General features: G+C 59.0%; 20 protein-coding genes. 8 read left to right on the top strand and 12 right to left on the bottom strand.

Going from position 1 to position 25684, the window contains the following annotated elements; all coding sequences use genetic code 11:
• Window positions 1–285, top strand: a complete 285-nt coding sequence (locus tag HNR46_RS01540; protein ID WP_184015129.1) for a DUF4212 domain-containing protein — start codon at window positions 1–3, stop codon at window positions 283–285.
• 9 nt (window positions 286–294) lie between these two features.
• Window positions 295–2112 carry a sodium:solute symporter family protein gene (locus tag HNR46_RS01535; protein WP_184015128.1) on the top strand — a complete coding sequence of 606 codons (1818 nt, stop codon included), beginning with the start codon at window positions 295–297 and terminating at the stop codon, window positions 2110–2112.
• Between the two features lie 10 nt (window positions 2113–2122).
• Here HNR46_RS01535 and HNR46_RS01530 read toward each other — a convergent pair whose 3' ends face one another.
• The 10 genes from HNR46_RS01530 to HNR46_RS01485 all read right to left on the bottom strand — a co-directional run bounded on the left by HNR46_RS01530 (window position 2123) and on the right by HNR46_RS01485 (window position 16773).
• Complete coding sequence (locus tag HNR46_RS01530) at window positions 2123–4834, bottom strand: vWA domain-containing protein (protein ID WP_184015126.1); 2712 nt, start codon at window positions 4832–4834, stop codon at window positions 2123–2125.
• The gene (locus tag HNR46_RS01525) at window positions 4831–6633 is read right to left on the bottom strand and encodes a BatA domain-containing protein (protein ID WP_246417864.1); all 1803 of its coding nucleotides are present in this window, start codon (window positions 6631–6633) and stop codon (window positions 4831–4833) included. Before HNR46_RS01525 ends, HNR46_RS01530 begins: the two co-directional genes overlap by 4 nt.
• Complete coding sequence (locus HNR46_RS01520) at window positions 6633–7517, bottom strand: DUF58 domain-containing protein (RefSeq protein ID WP_184015122.1); 885 nt, start codon at window positions 7515–7517, stop codon at window positions 6633–6635. The genes HNR46_RS01525 and HNR46_RS01520 overlap by 1 nt, the downstream gene beginning before the upstream one ends.
• Window positions 7514–8983 carry a hypothetical protein gene (locus HNR46_RS01515; RefSeq protein WP_184015120.1) on the bottom strand — a complete coding sequence of 490 codons (1470 nt, stop codon included), beginning with the start codon at window positions 8981–8983 and terminating at the stop codon, window positions 7514–7516. The genes HNR46_RS01520 and HNR46_RS01515 overlap by 4 nt, the downstream gene beginning before the upstream one ends.
• Before the next feature lie 8 nt (window positions 8984–8991).
• The gene (locus tag HNR46_RS01510) at window positions 8992–9984 is read right to left on the bottom strand and encodes an ABC transporter ATP-binding protein (protein ID WP_184015118.1); all 993 of its coding nucleotides are present in this window, start codon (window positions 9982–9984) and stop codon (window positions 8992–8994) included.
• Between the two features lie 25 nt (window positions 9985–10009).
• On the bottom strand, window positions 10010–11782 hold the full coding sequence (locus HNR46_RS01505) for a hypothetical protein (RefSeq protein WP_184015116.1): 1773 nt from the start codon (window positions 11780–11782) through the stop codon (window positions 10010–10012).
• Between the two features lie 13 nt (window positions 11783–11795).
• On the bottom strand, window positions 11796–12803 hold the full coding sequence (locus HNR46_RS01500) for an AAA family ATPase (RefSeq protein WP_184015114.1): 1008 nt from the start codon (window positions 12801–12803) through the stop codon (window positions 11796–11798).
• A gap of 190 nt (window positions 12804–12993) precedes the next feature.
• Window positions 12994–13872, bottom strand: a complete 879-nt coding sequence (locus tag HNR46_RS01495) for a LysM peptidoglycan-binding domain-containing protein (RefSeq protein ID WP_184015112.1) — start codon at window positions 13870–13872, stop codon at window positions 12994–12996.
• A gap of 217 nt (window positions 13873–14089) precedes the next feature.
• Entirely contained in the window at window positions 14090–15295 is a 1206-nt protein-coding gene (locus HNR46_RS01490; protein WP_184015110.1) for an efflux RND transporter periplasmic adaptor subunit, read from the bottom strand.
• Between the two features lie 68 nt (window positions 15296–15363).
• Complete coding sequence (locus tag HNR46_RS01485; protein ID WP_184015108.1) at window positions 15364–16773, bottom strand: efflux transporter outer membrane subunit; 1410 nt, start codon at window positions 16771–16773, stop codon at window positions 15364–15366.
• Between the two features lie 62 nt (window positions 16774–16835).
• On the opposite strand from HNR46_RS01485, the gene HNR46_RS01480 reads away from it, so the two are divergent.
• The 5 genes from HNR46_RS01480 to HNR46_RS01460 all read left to right on the top strand — a co-directional run bounded on the left by HNR46_RS01480 (window position 16836) and on the right by HNR46_RS01460 (window position 21437).
• The gene (locus HNR46_RS01480; RefSeq protein WP_184015106.1) at window positions 16836–17522 is read left to right on the top strand and encodes an ATP-dependent zinc protease family protein; all 687 of its coding nucleotides are present in this window, start codon (window positions 16836–16838) and stop codon (window positions 17520–17522) included.
• 72 nt (window positions 17523–17594) lie between these two features.
• On the top strand, window positions 17595–19136 hold the full coding sequence (locus tag HNR46_RS01475) for a UUP1 family membrane protein (protein WP_184015104.1): 1542 nt from the start codon (window positions 17595–17597) through the stop codon (window positions 19134–19136).
• A complete protein-coding gene (locus HNR46_RS01470) occupies window positions 19133–20113 on the top strand; it encodes an alpha-L-glutamate ligase-like protein (protein WP_184015101.1) in 981 nt (326 codons plus the stop codon). The genes HNR46_RS01475 and HNR46_RS01470 overlap by 4 nt, the downstream gene beginning before the upstream one ends.
• Before the next feature lie 13 nt (window positions 20114–20126).
• Window positions 20127–20807 (top strand): ABC transporter ATP-binding protein, encoded by a 681-nt coding sequence (locus tag HNR46_RS01465; protein WP_184015099.1) that lies wholly within the window; start codon window positions 20127–20129, stop codon window positions 20805–20807.
• 189 nt (window positions 20808–20996) lie between these two features.
• Window positions 20997–21437 carry a DUF2383 domain-containing protein gene (locus HNR46_RS01460; protein WP_184015097.1) on the top strand — a complete coding sequence of 147 codons (441 nt, stop codon included), beginning with the start codon at window positions 20997–20999 and terminating at the stop codon, window positions 21435–21437.
• Between the two features lie 76 nt (window positions 21438–21513).
• On the opposite strand, the gene HNR46_RS01455 is transcribed toward HNR46_RS01460, so the two are convergent.
• Together HNR46_RS01455 and HNR46_RS01450 are read right to left on the bottom strand one after the other, a co-directional pair.
• Complete coding sequence (locus tag HNR46_RS01455) at window positions 21514–22152, bottom strand: NAD(P)H-dependent oxidoreductase (protein WP_184015095.1); 639 nt, start codon at window positions 22150–22152, stop codon at window positions 21514–21516.
• Window positions 22149–24668 (bottom strand): LPS-assembly protein LptD, encoded by a 2520-nt coding sequence (locus HNR46_RS01450; protein WP_184015093.1) that lies wholly within the window; start codon window positions 24666–24668, stop codon window positions 22149–22151. Before HNR46_RS01450 ends, HNR46_RS01455 begins: the two co-directional genes overlap by 4 nt.
• 84 nt (window positions 24669–24752) lie before the next feature.
• Here HNR46_RS01450 and HNR46_RS01445 point away from each other — a divergent pair, with 84 nt between their 5' ends.
• Window positions 24753–25640, top strand: coding sequence for a TIGR01777 family oxidoreductase (locus HNR46_RS01445; protein WP_221284951.1), 888 nt, complete (start codon window positions 24753–24755; stop codon window positions 25638–25640).
• The last annotated feature ends 44 nt before the right edge of the window (window positions 25641–25684 follow it).

The following is a 25684-nucleotide window of genomic DNA, read 5'->3' as shown; positions in this document are numbered from 1 at the left end:
ATGAGAAACGATCCATCCTTGCCTGGCGAAGAGGCGAAGTCCCGCTACTGGAAGAAGAACCTGAGTTGGTTAGGAGGGCTGTTATCGGTGTGGTTTTTGGTCTCCTATGGTTGTGGGATTTTATGGGTGGATGCCCTGGATCGGATTCGCATTCCTGGGACCGGCTTCAAGCTTGGTTTCTGGTTTGCCCAGCAAGGGAGCATCTTCGTTTTCGTGGTGTTGATCGCGATCTACGTGAAGGTGATGGACCGGCTCGACCGGGAGTTGCTTGGGAAAAACGATTGAGCAAAGGTCATGGACGTCAAACTTTGGACCTGGATCTTGGTGGGATTTTCTTTCGCCATCTATCTCGGCATTGCCATTTGGTCGCGAGCAGGATCGACCAAGGATTTTTATGTGGCGGGTGGAGGAGTTCCGAGCATCGCCAATGGAATGGCGACGGGAGCCGACTGGATGAGCGCCGCTTCTTTCTTGGGAATGGCGGGCTTGATCTCGTCGATGGGGCGTGACGGGAGTGTCTACCTGATGGGATGGACGGGAGGCTATGTTTTGCTGGCGCTTCTTCTGGCACCGTATCTACGACGCTTTGGCAAGTTCACGGTGCCGGATTTTATCGGGGATCGCTACTATTCGAACACGGCCCGAGTGGTGGCGGTGGTGTGTGCCATTTTCGTGTCTTTCACGTATGTGGCAGGGCAGATGCGAGGGGTCGGCATTGTGTTTTCGCGCTTCCTCGATGTGGACATCAACACGGGGGTGATTGCTGGGATGGCGATCGTGTTTTTCTACGCGGTGCTCGGCGGGATGAAGGGGATCACCTACACTCAGGTGGCTCAGTACTGTGTGTTGATTTTCGCATTCATGGTGCCGGCGATTTTCATTTCCCTGATGTTGACGCAACATCCATTGCCACAAACAGGGCTGGGTGCGACGACGGCGGAAGGAACGTACCTGCTCGATAAGCTTGACGGGCTGCAGAAGGAGTTGGGGTTCGCAGCTTATACTGAGGGGCACAAGCCGATGATCGACGTGTTTGCGATTGCGCTCACGCTGATGGTAGGGACCGCGGGATTGCCTCATGTGATTGTCCGTTTCTACACGGTGAAAAAGGTGAGCGACGCGCGAAAATCGGCGTTTTGGGCGCTCTTGTTCATCGCGATTCTCTATACAACGGCACCGGCGGTCTCGGTTTTTGCGCGGACGAATTTGTTGGAGACCATTCCGGGGAGATCGTATGCGGAAGTGCCGACGTGGTTTAAGAATTGGGAGCACGCTGGATTGATTGCGTGGTTGGATAAAAATGGTGACGGCAAGATCCAATACGATGGCAGTGGGGATCCATTTGCCAAGATGGAGGGGGCTGCGAAATTGGCGCCCGTGTTTGCTGAAGGAGATGCACGGGGGGCTTCCGGGGAGCGAGTGCTTTTGAATGCGGCGACGCCGGCGCGAAACGAGCTCTACATCGATGCGGATATCATCGTGCTAGCGAACCCAGAAATCGCCAATTTGCCGAATTGGGTGATCGGTTTGGTAGCCGCGGGTGGATTGGCAGCAGCGCTCTCAACGGCGGCGGGTCTCCTGTTGGTGATCTCCACCTCAGTGGCCCACGATTTGGTGAAACGGACGCTGAATCCGTCCATTTCAGAGAAGGGGGAATTGCTCGTCGCGCGGGCTGCTGCCGGGGTGGCGGTCTGTGTGGCGGGTTACTTTGGCATCCGACCTCCGGGATTTGTCGCGCAGGTGGTGGCGTTCGCCTTTGGTTTGGCGGCTTCATCGTTTTTCCCGGCGATCATTCTAGGGATTTTCTGGAAGAGGGCGACTCGTGAAGGCGCGGTGGCAGGGATGATTTGCGGGCTGTTGTTCACGGCCTGCTACATTTGCTATTTCAAGTTTGGACTCCCGGGATTGGGAATGGGCGATGCCAGCCAGTGGTGGTGGGGCATTTCGCCGGAGGGGATCGGCATGTTGGGCATGCTGGTGAATGTTGGGATCGCTGTGGCGGTTTCACTTGCGACGCCAGCCCCTCCTGAAGCGGTGCGCGATTTGGTCGAGAGAGTGCGGCTTCCGAGAGCTGCGTTTGGAGAAGAAGACAGCGGCCCCGTGGCCCATTGAAGGGGCCGTTTTATCGGCGGTCCTTGGCTCGTTGGTAGCGGGACCGCCGCTCTGAAGAGGCGGGAGTGGGGGCTGCCGTGGAGGGAGGCTCAGAAGGTCTCGGCCTGTCCGCTGGAGCGGGTGCGGGCGGGGTCGCCGCAGCGGGTGTGGGCTTGGGTGCGCGCGCGACCTTGGGTGCCCTGCGCAACTGAGGTTTCCAGGAGGGAAGCTGCCAACCGGTGCGGGTGATCAGGGCATCGGCGAGCACCAACAGGAGCGTGCCGACGACAAGCCAAGGGCGGAGGCTCACCGGGCGTTGGCTGGGTGGGCGGACCCATGCCTCGGATAGATCGACCAGTTCTCGGCCTCCGGTTTGCACGGAGGCTTGGCGAAGTTCGGTGAGTCGGGTGGGATCGAAGGCCCATTCAGCCGAGCTACCGATGGAAATGGGCCCGAACGGAATGGCATGGCTGCCGACTTGGGCCGCTCCTCGAATCACGGACCCTTCCGAAAGATCGCGAGTGAGGGAAAAGCGGCCGGGCTCCATCCGCCGCCAGGGGACATCCCAGCTTTGGGCAAAGTCGCCATCTTCGAGGAGCCGGACTTTGGGCGGTTGAGTGGCGAAGCGTTCGGACCAGCTTTCGGTGTCGTAGAGAAGATCGATGGTGAGTCTGGTACCATCGACCCGGTGACGCAGGCCTATTCCTGCGGGAAGATCGAGGCCCATCAGCCAACGGGTGAGGGTTTGCACGAAATCGGAGTATCCAGGCCAGGCTCGAGTGAGCTGGGAATATTCGCCGCCGAGAGGAAAGGAAACGGCAGCGGTGCGACCCAACCCACGGCGGGCCTGAGCGACCAAGGGAGCGACGTACTCGTCGGTGGTGACGAGCGAAACCGAGGCGTCGCTGCGAGCGTAGGACAGGTTGTAGCCATCCACTTGAGGAAGCCAATCGAGGAGTTTTGGCGAGACTTCCGACCAGCGACCGGTGGCTTGGGCCCCCACCGGGCTATCGATGAAGGCTGAGCGCGCGATCGTGACGGTTTCCTGGGCAAAGATTTTTGGAATGTCGACCGCCCGTTCCGAAAAGAAGATGCGCCCTTCGCCTCGTTTGGCGATGTCTTCGAGAAGGGCGGCATCCGAATCTCGTCGGGTGCCCAGCCCGATCACGGAAACGGTGGCGCCTTCTTCTTTCATCTCCTCGAGGAGACGTTGGTAGTCGCCAGGTTCCTCGGAGTCTGCGGCATCGGAAAAGAGAATGACGTGGCGGGTGCCCACGGGAGTTTTTTTGAGCTGCTCCCAAGCGGCCTTGAGGCCTTCGTAGACGAAGATGCCCCCGCCCATCGATTTCACTTTTCGGGCTTGAGCCTGGAGTTGGGCGCGATGGTTGCCAATGAGGGTCATCGGCACGATTTCATACGGGGCACTGTCGACGGCGATGATGGAGACGTGATCCTGCGCTCCAAGAAGGCCGATGGCTTCGGCGGCGCCATTGTTGGCGAGATCCATTTTGGTCACGTTTTTGCCGGCGAAATTCACGCTGACGCTCATGGAGCCGGAGCGGTCGAGGACAATGGCGAGGGCCACAGCGAGCTTGCGATGCTCATTCTTCAGCTCCATGGAGACGGGGAGCAAGGGATCGATGGAAGACTGGAAATATCCGCCCGAGCCGAATGAGTGTTTGCCGCCGACCATTAGGAACCCACCGGCTTGTTCGCGGACGAAGAAATCCAAGGCAGTGAGGAAGGGGCCAGGGACCTCGTGTGCCGGGACGTTGTTGAAGATCACGGCTCGACAGCCGGAAAGTCTCCCTGGCTGGAGATTCTCGGATTGCAGCTCCACATCGACGGTGAAATCCAGGGCTGCCAAGGCTTTGGCAAGTGGGTCGTCAACATAGTTCGTGACGATGAGGACGCGCGGGCCACCGGTCACTTCGATCCAACGTGCAGCCCGGTTGTTTCCGAGATGGGCGTCGTGCTCAGGAGAAATGATCGCTCGGTATTCGAAGGATCCGGTGCTGGTGAGCCGATCGGTGAATTCCGCCCGGCCGACGCCATTGACGAGGTCAACTTCGGTCTCGAGGAGGCGTTGGTTCCCCCGGAAAAGAGTGAGGGGAACTTTGCCATCAATGGATCCGCGAACCAGAACCGAGAAGAGGAAGGGTTCGCCTGCTTGGATTCGGTCGGGGAGCTCAATGCGAGCGATCCGAAAATCGTCGAGAGCGGCATCGCGGATCAGGCGAAAATCGACGGGAATGCCGCGTTTCTGGAGCTGGGAAACGGCTTCATCAAGGGGTTCGGTGGCATAGCCATCGGTAAAGACGAGGACGCGAGAGGATCGGTCCTCATCCGCAAGCGCAGCGACATGAGAAAGGGCAAGCCCCGTGCGAGTGAGCTTGCGGGAGCCTGTGAACATGGCTCCGTCGGCACCGTGCTCGACCATTTCGGCGGCGTAGTCTTGGTAAAGGATGCGGTCTTTGCGCGAAGGCTTGGCTTTTTCGAGAAGTCGTTGCCACTCGGGCAATCCTTGGTCGACGAGGTCCTCCGTCGAATCGGAGCGATCGAGAAGCACCCAGAGGTCAATCGAATCGTCTCGCCGGACCCAGCTGGGTTCGGCGAGGAGGCAAGCGACAAAAATCAACAGTGCGAGTCGCAGCGGGCGAAATAGATGAAGGCCGCGCCAGACTGCACCGATCAGGAGGGCAGCAGGAAGGAGCAAAAACCATTCGGGCGCATCGAAGCTCATGGTGATGGCGAAAGGTCAGGAGTGGAGGAAGTGCGGGGACGACTGAAATGCCAGCCAGTGAGCAAGGCCGCGAGCAGCGCCAATACCCAGGCCCGCCACCAGTGATCGGCCGTGGTGTGGCGTTCGACGGGAATGGAAGAGGCATCGCCTAAGGTATCCGCCGAACCACAATGGGTGAGATCCGCTTCACGGGAGTCCGCGAAGGTCAATGCGGCGGTTAACAAGGGAACGTCTGCTTGCTTTACGATGAGATGCCCGGGGCGCGCCGGGGCCTCAAAACGGAGGCGTCGCGAGGCGGGAAGGTCGCGAATCGTGGTGTGGGCTTCGTGAAGGGGGGTGAACTCAATGGACGCTGGAAATTCGGGGTCGGCAGTGAGTTCGATTTCTTGAGAGGTTTCCAGATTGCTGGAGGAAGGTGCCACTCTTTCCTGGCGGACGCTTTCGGCGAAGCGATGAAGGCAAACGATGAAGGCCGGGTTGGCAGTGGCGTTGGAATGCCGGACGTCAAAGTTGAAACACAGTTGTTGGTGGGGTGCTTGGTTTTCGAGGAGAACCGATCTCAGGAAAATCAAGGGACGCTGGTCTTGCCAGAGAAGGACTTCATCGGAGGGTTGGCGATCCAGTTGGATGGTTTCGCGGACGAGGAGTGCTTGCCAATTGAGCCCCGACATCAGGGGGTGCTCTTCGGCAATGATGCCGCCTTTCAGGTACTGGCCAGCTCGGGTTGGGTCGTGAACAAATACGATCGCGTCTCCGGGGGGAAGGGCGGGATCGAGTGGATCGTAGGTGCAAAGGGTGAGATCGGCTTCCGCGGCGTCGTGGACCATTTCAACGGCGTCGAGGGACTGAACGAGGCGCTCTTCGAGCTCTCCCAAGGCAGAGGCTTGGCGGAAAACCCGCAGGGTTTTTGGGCGAGGGCGGACCAGAGGAAGGGAGTCGTCCATCGTGAACACATCTTCCGAAAGTCGGAGGATGGCGCTTTCTTGATCCGGGGGCAGCGCAGCTTGAAGGGAAATCAATCCTCCAGGCTGGAGTTCGATGTTTCGGGGTTCGGTGCTTCTGCCTCCGGGATAGGTGATCTGCCAGGAACGCACGGCGGGAGCAATTCCGTGGTTTTTGACCAAGGCGTGCCAAACCGCAGCCCCTTGTTCTTGGGTGAAGCGGAGACCCGTGAATCCGACATTCTCCTCGGGATGTCCAATGGCGAGAAGACGAGCGTCGTAGGGTGGATTTTCGACGGGGGTATCGGTCGCAAAGATAAGAATCCCATCGCGGCCGATAAGGGAACGGGCGATGCGAAGAGCGGGGCCGGGATCGAGAGTGCCTTCACCGGGATTCCATGACTCAAGGGCGTTGAGAGCGTCGTCGATCGAGCTGCCATGGTAAAGTCGCTCCCGGCCGGGAGTGCTTTCGAGGACAAGCAGATCGAGCTCGGCCGCGGGTCCTTGAAGAGGGGGAAGCTTCTCGTGGAGAGCCTGCGTCAGCGACTCGCGAAAGACCTGCATCGAGGCGGTGCCGTCGAGGACGATGGCCACGCGCTGAACACTGCGGGGGCGCTGAAATCGTGGCTCAGCAAGGAGCCAAGCTAGCAGCAACACTCCGAGAAGTTGCATCCACAAGGGAACGGAAGGAACGAGACGATCCCAACGACGTCCGCTGGAAGATTCGCGGTGGGTGCGGGCGAGGAGAAATAGGGTGGAGACGGGGATTTCACGCGCTTTGCGTTGGAGAAAGTGGATCGCGAGCACGGCGGGAATACCGAGCAGTGCCCAAAAGCCGGCTGGATTGGCTAAGAACATCATCCAAGAGAAGATTCGAGCGCTCCGGAGGGCACGGCCTCAGCATACAAGGCGGTGGCGAGGTCCGGTTCAGCGGACACCCGGGCAAAGATGGCGCGGTGGCGAAGGGAGGTGCTTTTCCAGACAGCGAAGTGACGAACGTAGGCTTCTTTGTAGCGCTTCAAGACAGGGGGATCGATGCGGTGCGCGTGTCGGTTACCATTTTCGGCATCGATCATCTCAAGATTGCCATTCCAATCGGGATCCGATTCGCAGCGGGCGAATGGTGCAAATAGCAGAGGAATTCCGTGTCGTGCGGCGAGCACACGCAACAGGGGTTCAGGATCGGCTTCGTAGAGGAGGTCGGAAATCCAGACTCTCAGGGCATTGGGCCGCAGAGGGGTGCGGGATAAGTCGGGGATGGAACCGGCTTCGGACGAGGCCAAGGCCCGAGCCGTTTCCAGCCAACGGTGCGAGAAAACCTCGCCAAGAGGGAGAGTTCGCATGGCCGAACCCCGGATGAGATGAACCGCCACCGCGGCCCCAGCAGCACGCGAGCTTTCGGTGGCGAGGTAGAGCAATTCCGCACTGCGTGTGGCTTTCCCCGGGTCGAAAAACATCGATTCGGAGGTATCCATGATCACGTCCACGGTCGGGCGAACCTCCTCCCGGTACAGCTTCATGGTGTAACTTCCAGTCCGGGCATAGGCCTGCCAGTTGATATGGCGGGGATCATCGCCAGGGACGTAGGTACGATGGTCTTGAAAATCGAGTGAGGAACCAGCTCCAGCTCCGCCGAACTCACCCGCTGCGCCTCGCCAGACGCGCGAGCGGAAGGGAAGCCGGAGTCGTCCCGCGGCGGCCAGGGCGCGGTGATGGCAAGCGACGAGCTGGTCCTGATTCATGCGGATGGAATGGCTTTCTCCACCTTGCTGACCTGCTTCAGCTTCAGCATGGCGGCGATGACGAGAATGGCAAATTGAACGGCGAAGATCAGACCTGCTAGCGAGTTCATTGTAGCCTGAGAAGTCGATGAAGTGCTCTCGTGGAGGATGAAGGGGACTCCTGGAATCCAAATGAAGAGCCAGAGGAAATTCGTGGCATCGGAATTGAGTGCCTCCGCGAGGATGGCGAGGGCGACGAAAGCGACGGAAATGGCAACCAAAATCACCAGGCCTAAGGTCACCCGAGAACGTTCCGATTTTTTCATGGGAAGCATGGCCACCGCAGGAAAGGTCACCCACGAAAGCATGGTGAAAAGAGCCAACGGCAATTCGTCGTCGATCGAGTGGCGATGGTTGATCCAAGCGAGAGTCCCCGCGAAGGGAATGAGCATCAGCAGGGAAAAGAGAACCCCGCTGGGCCAGCCAGGATAGAGAAATCGAGCCGCCAATTGTCCAGCGGGCCCGAAACGAAGAAATGGAGCGCAGTGAGGAGGAAGCAGATTCCAGTTCTCGGAAAGAGCCAAAAAGATCGCGGGGCAAAGAACCGCAAGCATGATGAGGCTGCTCTCGTCTCCATCAAAAGAATCGATCATTGGAAGGACGAAAAAGAGAAGCCCCATCAGGGCCAAGGTGACGATTCGTTTGATGGAACTCTGATTCTCTGCGGAAGGTGCAATCATCGAGGCTCCGATGCCGAGGGCGAGCCAGGAAAAGTAGGCTCCCAAGGCGACGATGAAGAAGATGCCGGCTTGCGCTTGAGAACTTGACGATGTGATCGCATCCGCCAGTTCTTCCACTCCTCGATTGAAGACCATCGTGGGAACGATGAAGATGCCGGCGGCGAGTCCGATCAAAGGGAGCAGGCCGCGTAACAGAATATTGGGTAGCGCTGAAATGCCAACCACCACCGCGGTGAGGGCTGCTGAAGCCAAGAGGAACAGAACAACCACCGCCATTTCTCCGAAGAGGTTCATTTCTCCGAACCAGTAGCGGAGCACGAGGTAGGGCATCACCGAGATCGACATCAGGGCCGATTGGCTGATGATCGAAATCCATTTTCCCAAAACAATGCGCCAGGCGCTCAGGTGGGAGAGCACCATGAGCTCGATGGTGTTTGCTTCGATTTCGCGATGCAGGCTGCCGATGCCTCGCATGGGTTGGATGACCAGAAGAGCAAAGCCGTAAAAGAGGAAGACAATGTGGCTGATGGCACGGCCGGCCTCGCCTGGTTGGCTGGTGGCGGTGACCGAAATCAACATCAGCAGCATCAGGAGCCCTTGAAGAGCCAGGAACACCGCCACGAAGGTGCGGGCGCGCAATCCTTGGCGGAGCTCTTTCACCACCATGGGCGAGATGCGATCACCAAAGTCCACCAAGTTCGCGGTAGGCGATGCGGGTGTCGGTAAGGGAGGCGGAGAGGCCGACATGATGAGAATCAGGGTTGGGGTGCGAATGAGGTGGGTGTCCCCGATTCTGAAGAGGGGTTTTCGAGGCGTCCCAGCATATCGATGAAGGCATCTTCGAGATTGCGCTGTTCGCGATGGAACTCGGTCACTTCCAAACCGTCCTTGATCATGCGGGAAAGAACTCGGGCAGCCAATGCTCCCTCCACACCCTCAATCCGAATTCGCGCGCCTTGCTTGCGGGATTCGAGGAACTCCACCTGCGGGGTGATCGAGCACCATTCTTGGAGCCGAGATGGTTCTCCGACCACTTGGACATCATACAGCATGCCTCCGGAGGCGTCGGTTCCCTGCCGAAGGGACTCGGCATCTCCGTGGTGAACGATGCGTCCCTGGTTGACGAAGAGGAGAGAATCGCACATTTCTCCGAGTTCGGAGAGGATGTGGGAAGAGATGAAGATGGTTTTGCCCTCTTCGGCGAGGACTCGAATGAGGTGCTTGAGTTCGACCCGCGCCTTTGGATCAAGGCCCGCCGCAGGCTCGTCCATGATGAGAACTTGGGGGTCGTGAAGGAGGGCTCGGCCGAGGCACAGGCGCTGAGTGAGGCCTTTGGAGAGCTTGTTGGAAAAGCGATCGGCCAAGCCGGTCAGGTCGGTGAACTCCATGACTTCCTCGACTCGTTGTTTGCGCTCGGAGCCGCGGTATCCGAAGGCTCGTGCATAGAAGTCGAGGTATTCCGCCACTGTCATGTGGTTGTAATTGCCGAAGTGGTCGGGCATCCACCCGATCAGGCGTCGTACTTCCTCGGGGTAATGGATGACATTGATGCCACAGATCTTCGCGGTGCCCATCGTTGGATAGTCCAGCGAAGCGAGGATCCGCATGGTGGTGGTTTTGCCCGCGCCGTTGGCTCCCACAAACCCGCACACCGAGCCATGGGGAATATCGAATGAAAGGCCGTTTACGGCCTTCAGTGGACCGAAGTAGCGGTAGAGATTCTGGACGCTGATCGCAGGATCGGACATGGCGAAAAGGGAAAAAGGGAGGGTTTCAACGCACCACCGGACCGGTGAGTACGGTGGTCGTTTGATTCCAGCGGATCGAAGAAAAGGTCTCGATGGCCGGAGCTTGTTGAGTGATCGCGACGAAGTGGTCGCTGCGCTTCCCAGCCCGCTTCAAGATGCCGGCATGCGTCTGGGTGAATTGATTCATCAAATTCTTTAGGCGCTGCTGATTCGTTTCCACCGAGATGGAATGGGCATGCACGGGCCTGCCGGCTTCCAAGTTTTCTACCAGCCAGCAATGGCCATCGGCATCGACAAAGCTCACGGATTCGATCGGGAATTCGAAGGTGGAAGAAAGCAAGGGTGTGCCCGCATCGTCGCGGACCTCGATACGGCCACGCGTCGGAACGATCGCTTGCAGGGCCTGTCCTTGTTCAGAGCGACTCCGAAACCAATCTCCACCGAGTTTCAGGGAGCCGTCCTTGAGGTTGGCGGAATAGTGGAGACCCTCGCCTCCCGAGTCGCTGGTAAGGCGGGTCCACGGCCCGGGGGCCATCGGCACAGGGGAGATCAAAGCTTCCTCATTCAGATCGAAAGAGGATCCTAGGAGAACACCGCTGCGAGAAACCTGTTCTTGGTGAATGTAGGCTCGATTCTCGTTAGTATCCGGACGCACTTCGATCAGGGCCATTCGCTCACCGTGGCCGCCGAGCCCATCCCGGGTGATGATCAGAATGAGGAGGATGAGGCAGGTGGCGATGGAAATGATCGGGGTCGTGATGAACAGGCGGTGGCGCTGCCCGGATTTTGCAAATTTGAAGAGGTTGATGGGGCCGACCAGCAATCCGAACAGGATGAGCACCACGATGAAGATCCCGTAGCTGAACGAGCGGGAGCCAAATTGGACCTGCAATGGCCAGGTTGGGGAATAATCGTTGTCGAGATTCTGGGTTCGATTGGCGCGCCGTTGATCGAGGCGTGAAACCATGCTTTTGGCATCGAGGCGAAGATCGTTCGGCACGTTGCCCAGAAGGATCGTTCCGTAGCCATAGGAGGTGTCCGGTTCAGAAGTGTCGGGCTCGATCCCAAGTGAAGCGAGGTTGGCCGAGCTGTCACCCATCCGAAGAATCTCGATCACGCCGCCGAGGCGGCACCATTCGAGAATGGCCGTTCGCGCGCCGGGGTCGAAGTCGTTCCAATCGACCTCGGTAAGAATCATCCGGTCGTATCCCGAGTAAGCCCGCCAATCCGTGGGCATGCGGGCGGGTGTGAAACTGGCAGCGAACGAATAGGTTCGATAGCTGCGGGATCCGGAAGAGCTGTTCAGCTCCTTGTCGAGCTCCCCAATGTTCGGGGTGTAAAGCGACTCTGAGAGCAAAACGGCAGGAATTCGAGGGGACCACTCGCCCTGCAACCAACCATTGCTGTCTCCAAACGAGCCTGTGGCTTCGACATTGATCGAGCATGAAATCTCACTGTAATAAGGCAGGGCAGTATTCAGTGGGATCAGGAGATCGCGGGTCAGTTGTTGCCCTGCGGAAAGGTTCAGAGTGATATGGGAGTCCAACTTGGATTGATTGCCGCTCACCGCTAACGAGCGGAGCCCGAATTCTCCATCGGACTTTCGCTGGTTGACGGCGGTAACGCGCACCGGAAGGAACCCCCGAGGTGCCGGGCGGCTAAACAAAGCTTCGACTTGAATGCGTGTTTTGTCAGCAGGGTGTTGGGGGTTGGGAACCAGCTGGAAGAGGGACTCTTGGGCACGGAGAGCGCCCGTCAGGCACGAAAGAAAGAGGAAGAGAAGCGGAAGCAGCCTCATGGGGTGATCCAGGTTAGGGGGTGTTCATCACTTTTGGCGTGGCGGCGGATTGTCCCGGGATCTCGTCGAGAATCGATCGGACCACCTCGTTGGGCGTTACCCCTTCCACCCGGGCATGGTATTCGAGAACGATGCGATGCCGAAGGACCGCGGGAGCCACAAATCGCACATCTTCGAAGGAGGCGTTGATCCGCCCATTCATCAAGGCTCGCGCTTTGGCGGCGGAAGCGAGGGAAAGCGCCGCCCGTGGGCTGGCGCCGTAGCGGATATGGCGCGAAGCTGAGGAGGTTTCTGGATGGGTGGCGTCGACGAGGCGAGCAATGTAGTTGGCGACCACATCGGGAAGGTAGATTCGGCGGACGAGAGCCAAGACCTGCGCCAACTCGTCGGCGTCCATGATGGGGTTCACTTCCGGTTCGGCACCGAGTTCGCGATGGGAGACGATCTTCTCGAGCGTATCGACGCGGTTCCGGGTGACTTCGAGTTTGAAGAGAAAGCGATCGAGCTGGGCTTCGGGAAGGGGATAAGTGCCCTCCAGTTCGATGGGGTTCTGGGTGGCCAGAACGAAGAAAGGCTGGGGGAGGTCATGGGTTTTCCCCAGAACCGTGACCCGACGTTCTTGCATCGCCTCAAGGAGCGCCGATTGGGTTTTGGGGGAGGCCCGGTTGATTTCGTCAGCGAGGACGATGTGGGTGAAGAGTGGGCCGGGTTGAAAAACAAATTCGCGGCGCCCATCGACCTCCTGGAGAACTGGGTTGCCGGTGATGTCGCCCGGCAGCAAATCGGGTGTGAATTGGATCCGTTTGGTGTCGAGGCGGAGGGTTTTGGAGAGCCCTTTGACGAGCTCGGTCTTGCCAAGTCCGGGGAGGCCTTCGAGCAGGATATGCCCGCGGGAGAGGACGCCGGTGAGCACCAATTCGACCAATTCCTCTTGGCCAAAGATGACCTGATTGAGCGCCTCAGTGAGGGCGCTCACATGCTGCCCTGCGGCCGCGACTTCATTTTCCGAGGCGAATTCCATGATGATCTAACGAAAGAACCTGTCGGCATTATTGGAGGGTTTCATGAATGCGCCATGAAAAAGGGATGATCGCGGCATGTCCATGGATCTGAACCGACGTCGCCAGACGCAAAAAACCCGTCCGGAGGGGGTGCTCCGGACGGGTTGTCTTGGCCCAGAAAGGGCATTTTCTCGGCAAGGAGATCGGGCTCTATTGAGGCTGAGCGGGAATGTAGAGCTCCGAACCCTCGGCCAGGACTTGCTTGGCTTCCAAGTTCAGTCCATTGAGAGCATTCAGTTTGTCCGGCGTGGTGCCGTAATGGGCAGCAAACTCCCCGAATGTGGTCTTTTCCTTGAGGTGGATGGACCGGAATCGAGCGGGTTGGCTGACGGTTTGGCTGGATTTCGCCGGCGCCTTTTCCGCGATCTCTCGAGGAGCGGGTGCTGGCTGGGCGGGGGCGGGAGAGGACTTTGCCGGAGAAGCACCAGCGGTGGCATCACGGATGGTGAGGGACTGACCAATCCGCAGGGCATTGGGGTTGACCTTAGGGTTGGCGCGGGTCAGGGCGTCGACCGTGATGCCATGACGGCGGGCGATGCTGTAATAGGTCTCGCCCGAGCGAACTTGATGAGTGACGGCCTCCGTAGACGCTTTATGTTGCGCGACGGAAGGGGATGCTGATTCGACTTTCAGTTTTTGGCCGACCCGGATGAGGCCTTCGTTTTTCAGCCCATTCCATTGCGCCAGCTTGGAACTGGTGGTGCCGTGCTGCTTGGCAATCGAGGAAAGAGTTTCGCCCGCCTTGACCGTGTGGATGGCCGGAGTGGCTGTAGGTGCTGAGTGAGTAGGAGTCGCAGGGGCCAAGGTCTCTGCCTGGCGCTTGAGATCGTCCGTGCGGTTGGGCTCTACGGGCGCTTCCCGAGATTCATTGAGGAGTTCGCGAAGGCGGCCGTTCTCCAGCTCAAGCCTGCGAATCTGGCGCTCCTGCTCGTCGCAGCGTCGACGAAGCTCATCTCCCGTTTCCGCTGCGGACGCGAAAGGTTGGGTGACGACCCAGGTGGTCATGAGGATGGATGCCAACGTCTTCATGGTGGCGAGACATTTTCAAAAAAGATCTAACGGCGCAATTAGAATTTAAATTTTCTTAAATATTAAGCGCGCAAGATTCCCTTTTGGAGGTTGAGGTCGATCTCAAGAGGCGGCGACGGAGGGTCGCGGGGATCCGGAAATTCAAGGCCCGGATCCGTCGAAGGCCGAAGGGATGGAGGAGGCGCTTGCTGCCTGCAAACTCCTCCCGGAAAGCTTTTTAGGAATCGGCGCTTTCTTTCTCCGGAGTGGTGGCGATGTCCGCTGGCTCCGTGGAGTCGAGGATCTGCACTGGGGCACCGTTCGGGGCGTAGGGAAGGCGGGTGATGGCGAGCCACTGGCCGTTTTCGAGACCTTGATCGACCACCAGTTGAGTGGCGGTCGACCAGATGGGGTCGATCTCTTGGCGAACGATGGCGGACTCCACGGGATCGACGAGGTAGATCACGTTGACGCCACGGAGGGAGTTCCGTGGGATGACAAAGACGTTGTGGAGGGTATGACCGACGATCGAAGCGCGCACCGGTTGGGCGATGCGCAAGGGAGGGTGGTCGGAGTGGAGGCCGAAGGGATCGTCGATGCGCGCGATCACGAAAAGCTCGCGCGAAGAGGGGTCGAGGGTGCCTTCGGTGCGGACGATGCGGGCGGACCAGGTGGTCGGGGCCTCGCGGGTGGTCTCACCGAGAGCATCGACCAAGGTCACCGGAACCGCCGGATCCCCTTCGTGCGCGGGGAGATCGATGAAGCCGAGTTGAGCGGGCGTGAGCGGCAGGCGGATCTCCGCGAAATCGGTGGCAAACACTGTGCCGAGTTCGGTGGAGGCGCCGACAGCTTGACCGAGTCCCACGAGGCGTTGGCGGACGCGGCCGTCGAAGGGAGCGCGGATTTTGGTGCGATCGAGATCGCGGCTGGCTTGATCAAGGGTCGCCTTGGCGGCGTCGACATTGGCGCGGGCCTCCTTGAGTTGAGGGACCCGAAGAACGAGATCGGAGGGGGCTTCCTCGTAGCCAAGGTCTTCCCAGTTCAGGCGTGCCTGACGAGCGCGAGCGTCTTCTTGGGCGAGAGCGGCCTCCGCCTGGGCCAGGCGCGAGCGTGCGCTTTCGAGTGCTGCCGTGTAGTCTGCTGGATCGAGTTCGGCTAGGATGTCGCCTTTTTTAAAGAAAGCTCCATCTTCGAAGGGCGAATGGATGGCGACGATCGTGCCGCTGATGGTGGGGGTGAGTGGGGTTTCGTGGTGGGCTCGCACCACGCCTTGAGAATCGAGCAGGACGGGGAAATCGACCGATTCGAGTTCCACGATTTCCGTCTTCAGCTTCTGGGGTTCAACATGCTCGATTTCCGGAGGAGCTTCCGGAATCGACAAACGCCAGGCGAAAAAGGCGCCAGCGCAGAGGACGAGAATGGGAATGATGATGCGGGTGAGCATGTGGGGCGGCGGAATGTCGACGGAAAGCGGAGTTTTGCCAAATACGAAGACGGGCCGGAAATGTTGCTTCAGGCCCCGCGAGTTTTGAAATCTCCGCCGAGTGCGAGATGGAGATCGATGCGATTGAGGAGGCGCTCGTTGCGCAGGCGAATGAGGCTGGAACGGGCGTTGTTGGCACGGCGTTGGGCTTCAAGGACATCGAGGATGTCAGAGCCTTCGATGCCATCGGCGTAGTCGCGAGTGGATTGACGCTCGGCGAGAGCGGCCTGTTCGACTTCAGCCACGAGAAAGTCCTCCTGCCGGGCGAGGGATTGATCGGCATCCAAGGCCGATTCGACCTCGCGAAAAGCCGTGAGGGCGACCTGTTGGTAGTCGTGGACGGCTGCTTGATTTTGTTCGAGTGCTGCCCGGGCTTCCAGCTTCTGCGCCCCTCCGGTATCGAGGGTTTGCACGAGATTCGCCCCGATGGAAGCGACCAGCCAATCGGGATTGAGGAGCTGGGAGAATCCGGAGACAGGGGTTCCTGCCGAGGACGTGAGCCTGAGGGAAGGGAGCAACGACTTCCGGCTGGCATGGGCGCGATGCGCGCTGGCGAGCAGCGAGGCACGGGCGGCGGTCAGATCGGGTCGTCGATCCAGCAGTTCCGACGGCAGTCCAGCGGGGACTTTCTTGGGCAAGGTAGGCAATTCATGCCCGGCCCGGGTGGTTCCCGCCGGGAATCGGCCAGTCAGAACCTCAAGAGTACGGGCGGCTTCATCGCGAGCCAGGCGTCGCGACTCCAAATCACGTTGGGCAGAAGCGACATTGGTCCGGCCGAATTGAACGTCCAGAGCCCCTTGGCCCGTGCCCTTGTAGTTGCGCTCACTGATGCGCAGGTTGCGCTGGAAAGAATCGAGAGTGATGTGAGCGAGTTCGAGTTGTTGTTCGGCCGCGATGAGGTTGCACCAACTGCGGGCGGTGGAGGCGGCCAACGAAAGTCGGGCACCACGGAACAGGGCTTCGGTCGCAACTTGGTCCGCTTCGTCGGCGGCGTTGAGATCGCGCAGTCGACCCCAAACATCGAGTTCCCATGAGGTGGACAGGGAAAGGCCGTAGCTTTCCGAGCTCTGGGCGGGGGCGCGACCATTTTCGGAGCGACTGACGCTGCCCGAAGTGAGGAGTGAGGCGTCCGGTTTCACGCGGGCTCGACCGGCGAGTTGCTGGTACTTGGCGGCTCGCATGCGGGCCGCAGCCGCTGCGAGGTCTTGGTTGCGATCCATTGCGGCATCGACGGTGGCCATCAGGTCGGAATCATGAAACGTTTCCAGCCAACCGGTGCTGATGCGGCCGGAATGGCCGGTCAGGGAGTTTTCCCATGAAGCAGGCGGGGAGCCATGTAAGGAACTGACAGGAGTCCGGAAAGTGAGGGGGGAGCAGCCTGTAACTAGCAGGATCGAGGCGCTGAGTATGCCGGGATAAGCTCGTGAATTCCGTTGCATTGAAAAGGGATCGGTGGTGAAAGTCGCCGCGCGTGATCAGCAATCGACAGTTCGTTACGTGGATGGCCTGCCTCGTTTTTCTTGGCAAGGGCGGAGGGTTGTGGGCTGCCGAGGAAAAGGCGGAAAATGAGCCCACTCCTGCAGCGGAGGTGGCGGAAGAACCGAAAAAATCCGAGGCCAAAGAGGGCGAAAATAAGGACGCCGTCGATACGGAGCCCGCAGCCAAAGCGGATGAAGAGGTGGTGATCGACCTTGAAGAGGAAGAGAATCGTGAGGTTGAGGCGGCGGTGGCACGCCCGGTCAATGGTGATCCCGTTCAGGTTTACGGATGGAAAGAATGGGTGGTGCTGGAGAATGAGAACGAATCGGAGAAGTTTCCGGCCAAGTTGGATACCGGTGCTCTCACCAGCTCGATTCATTGCGAGGAAAAGCATCTCTTTGAGCGGGATGGCCGGAAGTGGGTGCGGTTCATCGTGACCAATCCTCAGAATAAAGATTCCAAGCGCATGCAAATGGAGGCTCCGTTGGTCCGCATCGCGCACATCAAGGAGCCGGCGGGTGAATCGGAAGCCCGCGAGACGGTGCTTCTGCGCTTCAAAATCGGCGAGCGTAGCCTGAAGGCAGAGTTCACCCTCAATAACCGGTCGAACATGCTCAGTCCCGTGCTGATCGGTCGGAAGACCATCAAGGAGCTGGGCTGGGTGGATCCGAGCCGTGCTTACCTTGCGGACAAGAAGGTCTTGCGATAATGGGTTTTCCCCCGAGGGCCTCTTGGAGGGGCCTTCTTTCATCGACCCGTGTGAGGGTTTTTCGTTCTTCGTATGAGCGCTCGTTTCAAGCTGTTCGCGATTGTCGCGTTTCTGGTCCTCGCCGGGGGCGGGCTCGCCGCCTACAAACATATCGTGATCGGCATCCCCCTGAAGGTGGGGAAGGCCTCAACGGAATGGTTGGTGGAATCGAAAATCACCTTCGCGGCTTTCGGGGAGCCGGTCAGTGTGCGATTGGCTTTGCCGACCTCGGAAATCACTCGGGATCTGGGAATTGATGCCCAATCGTCGGGCTACAGTTTCCGCACGGAAGCTGATGCCAGCGGCAACTTGTCAGCGGTTTGGGAGGCGGATTCGGTCGAAGGACCTCAAGCGCTCTACTATCGCGTGCGATTTCCCGAATCCGGCGTCAACAGTGCGGGTCCGGTGTCCGTCTCAGGGGATCTTCCCAAAGCAGTGGATCCAGGTCTGACACGCAACGCGCGCGAGGCGGCGGAAAGTGTGGTCCGGCGAGTCAGCGAATTCTCTTCGTCGCCCGACAGTCGATTCGTCGGAATCTTCCAGGAAATTACGGCGTTGGAGTCGTCCCAAGAGATCTCCCTGTTGAAGCGGGCATATGCGGATGAAGACGAGCGTCGCGGACTGATCTCCCTCGGCGTGGACTTGCTCAAGCTCGCAGGGATTCCGGCGCGGATGGCCTACGGAGTGCGTCTGGAGGAAATGCGAGGGCCCCAGGAGGCCTTGTTGCTGGTCGAGTATTTCGATGGGGTTCACTGGAAAATCCGCAATCCAGACAAGCCGACGGACGAATTGCGTCCTGACCAGATCTTTGTCTGGAATCGTGGCGGGGACGCGTTGTTTGAAGTGAACGAAGGGGCTGAGAATTCGAGCATCGTTTTCACGGCGACACGGGATTTGATCCCGATCGAGCGCCAAACCGACCTGAGGGAATCGAGTCTTTTGGTTGCCACCATTTTGGCGCTTCCGGCATCAGAGCGGCAGGTATTTCGTTTTGTCGTGTTGATTCCGATCGGGGCTTTTGTGGTCGTCTTGCTGCGCAATATCGTGGGGATTGCCACCTTGGGAACCTTCATGCCGGTGTTGCTGGCACTTTCATTGTTGGAGATGCCCTTGCAGAGCGGATTGATCATGTTTGCGGTGATCATTGGTGCGGGATTGTGGTTCCGTTTCCTCTTATCGCGGCTCAATTTGCTCGTGGTGCCGCGGGTGGCCGCGTGTGTGGTGATTGTGACCTTGCTGATGATGGTGCTCAGCGTCGTGAGTTGGCGGTTGGGGATGCGTGATGGGCTCAAGATCACGCTATTCCCGATGATCATTCTGGCTTGGACCATCGAGCGGATGTCCCTGATTTGGGAGGAGGAGGGCAAGCGCAGTGCCTTGCTGCAGGTGGGTGGGTCTTTGTTTGTGGCGGTGGTGGCCTTCTCCGTGATGGAGATGCGGCAGATCCGCTATTGGGCATTTTACTTCCCCGAGCTGCTGTTGGTGCTGCTGGGTGGCATCATCCTGATCGGGCGCTATACGGGTTATCGCCTCAGTGAGCTGATGCGCTTCAAAAACTTCGAAACCGCAGCATGACACGTTGGTGGCACCGATGGTTCCGCACGCCAGCGGAACTGAGAGAGATGGGTGTGGTGGGGATCAACATGCGCAATGCGCGCTACGTGCTCCCGAGCAACCCGCGCAAGTTGTATGATCTGGTCGACAACAAGGTGCGGACCAAATCATTGGCGGTGGAACGCGGAATTTCGGTTCCTGAAACCTACGGCGTGGTCACGAATCCAGGAGATGTCCGGAATTTTGAGCGAATGCTGGAGGGACGGGAGTCGTTTGTGATCAAACCGACTCGTGGTTCAGGCGGAAAAGGGGTGCTGGTGATCGCTGGGCGTGAAGACGGCATGTATTTGAAGCCGAGTGGCGCTCAGCTCTCCGTGGGGGATGTGCGCAACCATCTTCAGAACATCCTTGCAGGGCTTCATAGTTTGGGTGGAAAGCGCGACACCGCCCTGATCGAATACAAGGTGGCCCCGGAGAAGACGATGACCTCGATCAGCTTTCAGGGCGCTCCTGACATTCGTGTGGTGTTGTTCCACGGGTATCCGGTCCTGGCGATGTTGCGGGCCTCCACCCGTGAATCGGACGGACGATCCAACTTGCACCAAGGTGCCCTGGGGATCGGGGTGGATATCCGCTCAGGAAAAACCGTGCATGCGGTGCACCACGGGCGAGCGGTGAAGATGCACCCGGATCTCAAAGTTCCGTTGGTAGGGGTGACGGTTCCTGAGTGGGAGCGGATTTTGGAAATTGCCGTTCAGTGTTACGAGATGACCGGCCTCGGCTATCTGGGAGTGGATCTGATGATCGACGAAAACCGTGGCCCCTTGATGATCGAGGTGAATGCCCGGCCTGGTCTGGCGATTCAGTTGGCCAATGGTGTGGGCCTCTTGAAACGGTTGGAACCGATTACGGAACGGAGAGCCAAGCACCCGGGAGAAACGCCTGCGGAGCGCCTTTTGTTTTCAAAGAATCGTTTTGCTCCGATTCAGGAAGGGTGAAGGATAAGGCACGATGATTGAAGCGACGAATCTCCACCGCAGCTACCGGATCGGGCCCAAGTCGATCGAGGTTCTGCATGGTGTGGATCTCCACCTCAAGAAAGGGGAAAGCGTATTTCTTTGTGGGCCGAGTGGCGCTGGAAAAACGACCCTGCTCTATACCCTTGCCGGGTTGGAGAAACCCCAACAGGGCTCGGTGGTGATTGCCGGAACGGACCTCTATGCACTTGGGGGACGGAAGCAGGCGGCCTTTAGGAATCGTCACGTCGGATACATTTTTCAAAACTATCTGTTACTTCCGGAACTGACGGCACTTGAGAATGTGATGGTCCCCGGGGCGATAGGTGGCGTGGATTCTCGGGAGCGGGGGTTGCAGGCGCTGGAGCGAGTGGGTTTGGCGCAGCGTGCGGAGCACCTGCCCGCCGAGCTTTCCGGTGGCGAGCAACAACGGGTCGCGATCGCTCGTGCCATCAGCGGCAAGCCGTCGGTGTTATTCGCGGACGAGCCCACCGGGAACCTCGACACCCGAAACAGTGAAGAGGTGATGGGCTTGTTGTTGGATCTAGCCCGGGAAAACGAAACGACCTTGGTGGTGGTCACCCACAATCCTGCATTGTCGCAACGGGGAGATCGCACGCTTTGGATGTGTGATGGCAAGTTGGAAGAGCGCCTGCCGGGTGGGGCGGTGATTTGAGCAACCAGGATCGGGCGCCCTGCACGGCGAGGATCGCGCTTTGCAAAGAGAGAGCGCAGGGGAATCTTGAGGGGTATTTATAAGTCGCTGAAATGAAGGGTGATGATTGTGGAAAGTGATTGGTGAGATGATTGCGAATGGAGGGAGAACACAGGTCATTAAGACCTTGAGCTCTTACTCCAACAATCCATGAATACGACCCTTCATACAGAATGCATCGAAGTCTGCAACCAGCTCCTCCGCGGTGAGATTTCCGCGGTCGAAACCTATGGTCAGGCGATCGAAAAGTTTGCCGGCGAACCTGAAGTTGGGACGCTGCGCCGAGTCCAGGACGAGCACCGTGAAAGCGTCGCCAAGCTCAAGGCGAACATCCTTGAGATGGGCGGAGTTCCAGAGTCGAATTCCGGTGCTTGGGGAACTTTTGCTAAGGGTGTCGAAGCAACGGCCAAGTTGTTCGGGGAAGCCTCGGCCGTAGCAGCTTTGCGGCAAGGCGAGGAGTTCGGCATCGGGCTATACGAAGCGGCGATCGAGAACGACGATGTGATGCCGGAGTGCAAATCGCTGATCCGAATGCAGCTTTTGCCTAAGCTTCGGACTCACTTGGTGACTTTGTCGGCTTTGGAGGGCTGAAGTCTCTGACGATTCCCTGCCTTCAAACCTCGGCGGCCTCCCATATCACGGAGCGCCGCCGATTTCATGGGTGGCATCAGCGAATCTCGACAACCTCGTTCAACGGGAAGCGAGCTTTGGGGCGATTCGCCGTGTGGTCGGTGCTGGACCGATAGCCAATGGCACATGCCATGCAGGTTGCGTAACCCGTCGCCCCAAGGTCCAGAATCACGTCGTAAGCGGCAGGATCGATGCCCTCCAGCGGGCAGGCATCGACACCCAAGGCCGCGGCGGCGGCCATGAATTGGCCAAGGGCGATGTAGCACTGCTTGGAGTTCCAGGCGTGCTGTTCGCCGGGTGACATGCGGTGGACAAATCCCTCGATCATTCCCACGAGAGGGGCGAGGGCTTCGCGCGGTTGATTCTGCGCTTCTCCCAGGCAATCGATCCATCGATCGATGTCCTGTTGCCCCAGTTCCACCCTGGCGGCGAATACGACGATTTCTTGTGCTTGGGTCAGCTGGGGTTGATTCCAAGAGGCGGTCTTGAGTTTCTCTTTGAGTTCCGGGTCGCGAACGATGAAGAACTTCCAAGGCTGCAGCCCAAATGAGGAGGGCGTCAGCACCAGCGACTGGTGAAGAGCGTCAAGGACGTCTTCAGCAATGGGCTTGGATGCATCGAAATGTTTCGTGGCATAGCGCCACTGCAGGGATTGGACAAGTTCGTCGGGGCTCATTGGGCGTCGAGAGAGAAGGGCACGGAGGCCGAGGGAAAATCCTTGAGAGTGAAAGCGAAGATGATGCCGAACTCGGTATCGAGGCGGTTGTCGCGGGTGGTGATGCCGACCGAGCCGATCCAGTAATTGAAGTCGCGGTGGATGGTATATTGTTGGAGTTCCAACGTGCCATCGTCGAGTTCCCAGATCTGAGTGGCACCGAGGCCCCACTTGTCGTTGAGGCGAAGGAATGCCTTGGCGTCGATCCGGTTCGAATCGGTGACGATCGGGTGGTTGTTGAGGATTCGATTGCCAATGGAGAATTCGAAGTTTTCCGTCGGCATGAAGTTCACACGGGCGGCGACTTCAGAATATCCCGAGCCGTCATCGACCACCGGAAATTGCGTTTCGAGGCGGAAGTTCAGCCACGGCAGGGGATTCCAAGTGACGTCGTTGTAGAGGTTGGAGAAACGGCGATCGAGGCCTTCGGGATCGTCAAAATAACCGTCGATGTAAGTATCGATCCACAGCCACTCAAAGTTCTGGTTGTTGCGCCGGGTGATGAGGTGATTGCGCATGCCGAGTCGAATGATCGACCAGTTGCGAAACGAATCGAGGGCCGTGAAGCGGTCCGGTGCCAGGGTGCGCGGACGGGTGGAGAAGGTTTCGCGATCGATGCCGGGGAACAATGGGTCGGGATCGTCGGTGCTGAGGAAGGAGAAGCGCGCGTAGGGTTGGACGACGTGGAGTAAGCCATCGAGCCCCCAGAACCGATCCGCCACGGCGGCGTAGTCTTTCGAGAACTTCACCGAGCTTTCGGCACCTGCGTAGAACAGGGGGCGGTCCAATGAATCGAGAGGTCCTTCGATGGAATCGTAGCGCGTGTAGCCGACGCCGACTTCCGGAGTGAAATTCAGCCAACCGCCCAGCTTCGTGGGAAGGGAGAGTTCCTGGTAGGTGTGGAAACGTGAGTAGCCAGGGTTGAGGAGCTGGCTGGTGAGGGCCGGGATGGCAGGGCTGCCGGCAGGGAGAGAGCGGATGGTCTGAACGAGTTGTCGTTCGTAGATGGGCAGGTTGTTGTAGATGGCTTCCGCCTGAGGGCTGGTTGCCGGGAGGCCCAGCAGGGTGCGGGCATTGATTTGGGCGGTGCTGCCGATGCGTTCTTCGATGATGGAGAACGAAGTGTTGCCTTCATGAAGCACCGAGGTGCCAAAAATCGGGCGACGAGATTGATCGAAGGTGATTTCCGGGAGGCGGGTGTCCGAGCGGTAGAAGTCGTTTGGCTGGAACCGGGCCATGACACCGAACAAGGACTCGTCATCCTGGCGGAAGAGGCCGATGGTGTTGTCGGGAGCTGGATCCGTACGAAACAGCTGAGGGTCGAAGTCCTCAATGTAGTATTTGTCACTCAGCAGGTGCAGGTTGTAGTCCGTGCGCCATTTGTCACCACCTTCGAGCCCCATGGGCACCCGGTATTTCAGCGATGCCTCCCAGCGGTCTTCATTGACGATCCCGCGGGACAAACCGGTTCGAGAGATGGTGGGATCGAGGTCGTTCGCATAATACAGCGAGAGGCCTTCAAGGTTCTTGTTGGTACGTTCTTGGTTGCGGTCGACAAGATCGAGGCCCAGAGCGGCACCACGACGGCTTCTCAAATCGAGCTTCCAGCGGGAAAGCAGCCAGGGATCGTCTTCTTCACCGAGCATCACCCCATAGCTGTTGAGGAGGTAGGCTCCCCAGTTGCTGCGTCCACCTGGAACGAAATGGTAACCGAGATCGGCATCAAGAGGTTGGGCAAAGTAGGGGAGCCAGAAGATGGGGGTGTCTCCCGCGTAGATCTTCATGTTTTTGAAGGTCACGCGGTCATCCGGATAGACGCGGGTTTCGTCGGCTCGAACCCAGAATCCGGGGTTTTCCGAGTCATCGGTGGTGACTCCCGCGTGTTGTCCTACAAAGACCTGACCGCCATTTGGGGTGATTTCGCGGACAAAGCCATCGGCTTCCAGAAGCAAAGGATCGACGCCAGTGCGGAGGCCCGAGAAATCCAGTTTCCCGGTTTGGATGTTGTAGACGACCTCTTTGCCGCGCTGGACGGTCTGGCCTTGGTAAATCGAGACATCTCCGGTGAGTGTCAGCAACTGCTGGGTGTCATCAAGGACCCCGCGATCGGCGAATACTTCCACTCCGGTTTCGGTGCGCAGCTTGACCGCGCCCGTGACCTCAAGTTTCTTCTCCTCCCAAAGGTATTTCGCATGGTCTGAGCGGAGGGCCATGCCGGTGTCACCCGTGGCGGAAATCGGTCCAAGGGCGGTGATCACCTTGGCCTTGGTGTCGGCTTCCCAACCTTTTTCGAAGCTGAGATTCACCGATTTGGGCATCTCCGGTTGGATCTCCTCGGAGAGCATGATGTCGGAATCGGTCGGCAACGGGACCGGCGTGATCGGGCCAATGGAGGGCGGGGCCCCATTCATCTCCGGAAGAACGTCCTGAGCGGCGAGCGGGAGGATTGGGAAGAGCAGGGCGGCGGCGAACCTCATCGGGCCGGATTGCAGAGATCAGGGGCCTGCAAGTAAAGGTGGAAAGCGATTGCGCAGGGACGAGGAAGGAAGAAGTTGGATGCGATGCAGGGCAAACGGATGGGAATCGTCGGGGCTGGGGGCTTCATTGGAGGCCGGTTGGCTGCTCGGGCTCAGGAAAAGGGCTGGGAAGTGGTCGGGTTCAGCCGACGCCCCCGCGTTTCAAACGGGGTGGTGTCGGAGTGGCGAATTTGGAACGAAGCACCGGTTCTGAGTGGCCTTGATGCGGTGGTGAATCTGGCCGGAGAGGCCATCGATCAGCGATGGACCGACGCTCACAAGCAAGCATTTCGAAGCAGCCGAGTTGGCGTGACTCAGACTTTGGTCGATGCCCTGGAGACGTGTTCGGAACGGCCAGAAGTTCTCCTCAATGGATCCGCTGTGGGGATTTACGGGGATCGGGGTGAGGAGATTCTTCCGGAGTCCGCCGTGGCTGGAGAAGGGTTTTTGGCGGACCTTTGCCGCGATTGGGAAGCCGTGGCGTTTCGTGCGGCACCGTGCCGGGTGCTTGTCTGGCGGACTGGGGTCGTGCTAGGGGTGGGGGGAGCGGCTTGGGGGAAGATGAAGCGGGTGTTTTCCTGGGGGTTGGGGGGAAATTTCGGTTCCGGTCGGCAGTGGATGCCGTGGATCCACGTGGAGGACCTCGTGGGGGGAATGCTCCACGCCCTCGAAGCGGGCATTTCAGGACCTGTGAATGGGGTGGCTCCGGAGCCGGTGCGCAATGAAGAGCTGACGCGTGAGTTGGCGAAGGTGCTGGGTCGACCTGCGATCCTGCACGCTCCCGCGTGGGCTCTGAAGGTGGGTTTGGGGGAGTTTGCGAGTGCACTGTTGGCAAGCCAAAGGGCAATTCCTCGGGCACTGGAGGAAAGCGGATACGCGTTCCGATTTGCCCGTCTGCCAGAAGCGCTGGAGGACTTGGTGGGCGGTGCATGACGGAATGATTCCCAAGCAGCCCTGATGGGGGATTGCGAGGGCGG

It is taken from the genome of Haloferula luteola (genome assembly GCF_014201715.1).
Lineage (GTDB): Bacteria > Verrucomicrobiota > Verrucomicrobiia > Verrucomicrobiales > Akkermansiaceae > Haloferula > Haloferula luteola.
Note: the sequence above shows the minus strand (reverse complement) of the source record. Positions and strands in the feature narration are given on the sequence as shown.